5 protein-coding genes are annotated in these 5,382 nt (G+C 63.1%); all 5 read right to left on the reverse strand.

The features are described 5' to 3' along the window. Nucleotides 1-824 (reverse strand): branched-chain amino acid ABC transporter permease (locus ABSG20_RS28880; RefSeq protein WP_423867872.1); only part of this gene is annotated, 824 nt, incomplete at its 3' end. A gap of 2 nt (nucleotides 825-826) precedes the next feature. Then, nucleotides 827-1,837, reverse strand: coding sequence for a branched-chain amino acid ABC transporter permease (locus tag ABSG20_RS28885; RefSeq protein ID WP_423867873.1), 1,011 nt, complete (start codon nucleotides 1,835-1,837; stop codon nucleotides 827-829). A 214-nt stretch (nucleotides 1,838-2,051) separates the two neighbouring features. Continuing rightward, nucleotides 2,052-2,867, reverse strand: coding sequence for a helix-turn-helix domain-containing protein (locus tag ABSG20_RS28890; RefSeq protein ID WP_423867874.1), 816 nt, complete (start codon nucleotides 2,865-2,867; stop codon nucleotides 2,052-2,054). A 155-nt stretch (nucleotides 2,868-3,022) separates the two neighbouring features. Then, a complete protein-coding gene (locus ABSG20_RS28895; RefSeq protein WP_423867875.1) occupies nucleotides 3,023-4,273 on the reverse strand; it encodes an ABC transporter substrate-binding protein in 1,251 nt (416 codons plus the stop codon). A gap of 789 nt (nucleotides 4,274-5,062) precedes the next feature. Continuing rightward, nucleotides 5,063-5,382: caspase family protein (locus ABSG20_RS28900; protein WP_423867876.1), on the reverse strand; the 320-nt coding region annotated here is incomplete at its 5' end.

Genomic DNA, 5,382 nt, shown 5'->3' on the forward strand with positions numbered 1-5,382 from the left:
ATGAGAATGTCGATCGCCCGTTCGACCCCGACCGAACCCGGCGAGATCTGACGGTAGTTCCAGACCTGCAAGACACCCCCGAGTGCGGCCAAAAACGAGGCGAATGCATAGGCGGCGACGCGGTGCGCGTTGACGTTGAACCCGAGCGCCGCCATGCGGCGGGGATTGTCGCGCACGCCTTGCAATGCCAGCCCGAACGGCGCCCGCGAGAGATAACTGACCGCGCCGAAGCAAAGTGCCGCCACTGCGAGTACCACATAATAGAACGGGACATCCGCGCGCCAGTCGACGCCCCAGAAATGCGGCGTGACGACACTGTTGATGCCGGTGTGGCCGTTGAAAATGACCCAGTTCTGGTTGGTGAAGTAGTAGAAGGCCGATGCAATCGCCAGCGTGATCATGATCGTATAGATGCCCTCGGTGCGTACCGCGAGCGCCCCGCCGATGGTGCCGAACAATGTCGCCAAAGCAAGCGCCACCGGTGTCGCGAGCCACCATGGCCATCCGAGGCTGATGTTGGCGTTGCCGCTGGCGCCGAGCACCGCCGTCATGTAGCCGGCAAAGCCCGCGATCGTCAGCTGCATCAGGCTGACCATGCCGCCGTAGCCGGCCAGAAACATCAGGCTCAGCGCGACGACGCCGAGAATAAGCGTGGTGCCGAAAATCTCCACCAGGAAAAAGCCGTTGGCGATGAGAGGCATGACGATCAGGACGAAGGCTATGACCCAGGCGACGGGGTTACCGAAATCCGCGCCGGCAAGACCGCTCATCGCCGCCGCCGCGGCCGGCTCGGGCTGAAGTCGCGCGTCCTGCGTCACCGACATCGCTAGCGCCCCGCCAGCAAGCCCTGCGGCCTGATGGCCAGCACGAGCACCATGATCAGAAACGTCACAACGATGGCGTAGGTCGGAATGTAGACCGAGCCGAGCTGCTCGGCGAGGCCGACGATGAGCGCGCCGAGCGCAGCTCCGGGGATCGATCCCATGCCGCCGATGATGACGACGACCAGCGAGGCGAGCAGGAAACGGATGTCTTCGCCGGGCGAGATCGACTGAAACGTGGCGCCGACGACGCCGGCGATGCCGGCGAGACCGGCGCCGAGGGCGAAGACCAGGACGAACACCAGCTGAATGCGCACGCCCATCGCCGCCAGAATGTCGCGATCATCGACGCCTGCGCGCACGATCATGCCGATGCGCGTGCGATTGAGGCCGAGCCACATGGCGATGCCGATGACGACCGAGGCTGCGAAGATGACCAGGCGCACCATCGGGTATTGCAAGTAGACCGCCTCGCCCGAGGACTTGACGGCGGTGACGAACGGCAATTCGATCGGGCCGACCAGCGCGCTCGGCGTCTGGATCTGGTAGAAATCGCCGCCGAAGGCCCACAGCATCAGGTCGGCAAATACGATCGACAGCCCGATCGTCACCATGGTCTGGCGCAGGTCCTGACCTTCTATGCGACGAAACACGAGGATCTGCATGGCGACGCCGACCAGCGCGACCACGACGAAAGCGGCGACGAAGCTCAGCATCCAGGATCCGGTCGCGACGCTCACCGCGTAGCCGATATAGCCGCCGAACAGATAGAGCGAGCCGTGCGCGAGATTGACGTTGCGCATCAGGCCGAAGATGAGCGTGAAGCCGCTCGCCACCAGGAAATACAGGCCGCCGAGCGTGATGCCGTTGAAAACCGCGCTGAGGAACACCTTCTTCCTGCCGAAGCTGTCCTCCAGAGCCGGCGGCCAGGTCGCGAAAACCAGCCACAGCGCCGCCGCAATCGCGATCAGGACGACAAAGGCCCACAGCGGATGGCGCTCGATGAACTTTATCATGAGCGCCCCCCATGCCCTGTCGCGGTCCGGACGCAAGCAACCTGCCGGCCCGCGCCGGCCGATTTGTGACGATGGACTGAAACACGCGACGCCATCTCTGCTCTTGTCCTCCGAAGGGGCGACGGCAGTTTGCCATCAGCGACCCAGGCCATGATATCGGTCTGATGCGGCCTCGACTTGATCGCCAGTATCTTCCGCGTGCAGGTTGCCGGGTTCAGGCCCGGAGCACCTTGGCGGCGCGCCGATAGTCCGTTGGGGCCATGCCGACATTGGCGGCGAAGAAGTGCGTAAAGCCGCTCTGCGACGAGAAGCCAAGCTCGAAGCCGATGTCGGCGATCGACACTTCGGTCGCCACCAGGTGGTCCAGCGCTTTTTCCATCAGCAGCGTGTTGACGTAGAGGTGCGGGGTGACGCCGGTCTGGGTGCGGAACAGCTTGTAGAAATGGGGACGCGAAAGCCCTGATTCGCGCGCGATTGCGTCGAGCTCGATCTCGGCCCCGACGTTGTCGGCCAAGAGCTTGATCGACTTGCGCACGCGAAAGTCGGTGATTTCGGCGCCGGCAGGAGCGTCCGGCGAAACGTCCGCCTGACGCCAGCTCTCTTCGTGGCAAGCGGCGATCAGGCTCCGCAACTCCCCGTCGAGACCATTGAGCGAGGGAGCACCGCAAACCATGGAAGCCGCCCGCCGGATATTCCGGTCCAATGTAGCGGTGCGCTCGAATTTCGTGCAGCCGAAACGCAGGCCACGGACGCCCGCGAACCACTCGGCATTGACGTAGAGCACGAGGAACAGCGCTCCGTCTGCCAAATCTTTCGGCAGGAAATTGTGCGGTTCCCACGGATTGACCGCGACCACCGTATCTTCGCGGACGGGATTGGGCCGATCGAGCACTTCCACGCAGCCTGGCGTGCCGCCGATATGAAAGATCAGATGTCCCTCGCGGTGCGCGTGAACGTTGAAGGGACGGTTGAGCTGGTAGACCGTCGCGCGGCCAAAATGGCCGTGAAAGACGGCAACAGCCCGGCTCATGCATTCCTCCCGCGATGTGTGCCTTATTGTTATTGATAAGGTTCATCATTCCCGCGAAGAATGCAAGCACACGTTCGTTGCCCGCACCGAAGTGAGGGCTTGAGCAACGGAAACGATGGCCGGCCCCGGGTGGGGGCCGGCCGCGTGGTCTGTTTTCAGTACTTCTTGCACTCGGGAACCGTGCGGCCGGGCAGGCCTATCTTGGCGAATACCGCCGGATCGTAGCCCAGCGTCTGGTTCACGTTCGGTATGACCTTGACGACCTTGCTGAACAGGGCGCCCTTGCCGTCGTCGACGACTTCGGTGACGAAATTGGTACCGATCGCCTGACGGTTGGAGTCGAGCTTGATTTTCCCGTTGGGCGCATCGATCTCGATTGAGGCCAACGCGGCCTTCAACTTGGACTGATTGTCGCTGAGGTCGCCGTTGACCTTCCGGAGCGAGAGAATCAACGCCATCGTCGAGTCATAATAATTGGTGGCCAGCAAAGACGGGCTCGGGAAGCGCTTCTCCGGCGGGAAAGCGGCCTGATAGTCTTTCACGAAGGCCTGCCAACCCGGATCTTCCCAGGTATCGGCCTGGCCGCTGGCGGCGACCGTGCCGATCAGCGCGTTCTTGGCGTTGCCCTTGGCCGACAGGATGGTCTGGTCGACCATGATCGAGCCGCCGAGCAGATGCGCCTTGCCACCGGCCTGCTGGTATTGATTGAGGAAGTTGACGGCGTCCGCGCCGCCAAGTCCCAGATAAATCGCGTCGACGTCGTCGGGCAGCGCGGCGATGACCGAGGCGAAATCCTTGGTTCCGAGCGGCACCCATTGCCGACTGGTGATCTGACCGCCGGCGCCGCAGAATTCGAGCACGAGCCCGAACACCTGGGTGTAGATGAAGGAATAGTCCTCGCCCACCGTGGCGATCTTGCGATAGCCTTTGGTTTCATAGGCGTATTTGCCCAGGCCGACCTGCCACTGGGCACCGTCCATATTGTAGCGGAAGAAGTTCGGCGCCGGATCGACATAGGTGGTTTCCTGCGCCCCCGATGCGGCGTTGACGAACGCCAATTCCGGGTGCGTCTTGGCGAAATTCTTGACCGCGATTCCTTCGTCGCCGGACAGCGGCGAAAGCAGGATCTGCACCTTGTCCTGCTCGATCAGCTTGCGAACCGCGCGCACTGCGGAGTCGGGCGTCGCGTCGGTCGAGGCGATCACAAATTCGAGTTGCTTGTCGCCAACATTGGTGCCGAATTTCTTCAAGGCGGTCTGAAAGCCGCGGATGCCGTCCTCGCCGAGCACCGTGTAGGTGCCCTCCAAGGTCGCCGTGACACCAACTTTGATCTTCTCCTGAGCGAAAGCGGTGCCCGACATAAACAGGCTCGCCATCGCGGCAAGGCACAAACTGCCCTTCAACATAGAATTCCTCCCATTCGTGTTTCTGGTCGACGTTGGTGGCGCGGATACCTTACACCGGATTGAAAGGCTCCGACGCGGTCCCGCGTTTTCGCGGAAGGCGGATAGTGCGCATCGCCCGGCCAAGAGGATGCCCGGTTACTTGAGCGTCAGTCTCATTTTCCGTGTTGCAGTGCAGCGAAATAGGCGTGGGCGCAGTCCGCGGGGCATGCCAGCAAGGCCGGATGACCGGAATTGTCGGTATCGACGTGGGCGGCCGCGATCAGCCGAATTCGATGCCAGACGAACGCTAGACGACCGATTCCGTGAAACCTATCAGTTCAGGCCACGGGCATTGGCCTCTCGCTCCCTCTCCCGCTCTTCGCGGGGGAGGGCGGGGTGGGGGCGCGGCATCGGCGGTATTAATTAATAGTGTGTGGCCGCGATACCCGATCGATGGATTTTCGCCCGGAGCTTCCCCCACCCCGACCCTCCCCCGCGGAAGAGCGGGAGAGGGAGCGCAGCATCGCAAGCGTCGATATCACGAAAGAGCAATCCGCCCTGCGACCCACCGCACACCTAACGCTGCCGCGTCCACCGCATCTGGGGGGACCTGAATATCTCGCCAGTCGGGACGCGTCTTGGGTCGACAATGCCGACCCTTGAGCGCGCGCCCCGGAATGACGTCATCGCGGCCAGCCCAGGCAACGTAAATGAGGTGCTGGGCCGCATTGAGGCGATCGTCGGAAGCGGGTCCCGCGAGGTCTCCCATCTGCGGTCCAGGAATCCGCGCGCGGACGACACGCCAGTCTCCTAAGGTTTTCCTGCAAGGTATATTTCGCCGAGCAGCGAGGAATTCGACCACGGGACCTGTTTTCCCTTGGTCGAGGCCACGACTTCCGCGCGGACGCGGGTCAGCATTTGCTGGACTTCAAGCCCCGGCGTCCCGAGGTGGCGGACCAGCGCCGTCGAGAACGGACTGTCGAGTCCCTCGCCATCGAGCGCGACCTGGCCCGGCGCGGTCGCGAAAGCGAGCAAGGTGCCAGCGCCGGAAGTCTCGCCCTTGCCGAGGCCGGCCGGCGCCGCAAGACCGGAGCGGACGGCAACCGACCGGGACGCGGCGTTTTCGGAAA

Source organism: Bradyrhizobium sp. (assembly GCF_049512235.1).
In the GTDB taxonomy this organism is placed as follows: domain Bacteria; phylum Pseudomonadota; class Alphaproteobacteria; order Rhizobiales; family Xanthobacteraceae; genus Bradyrhizobium.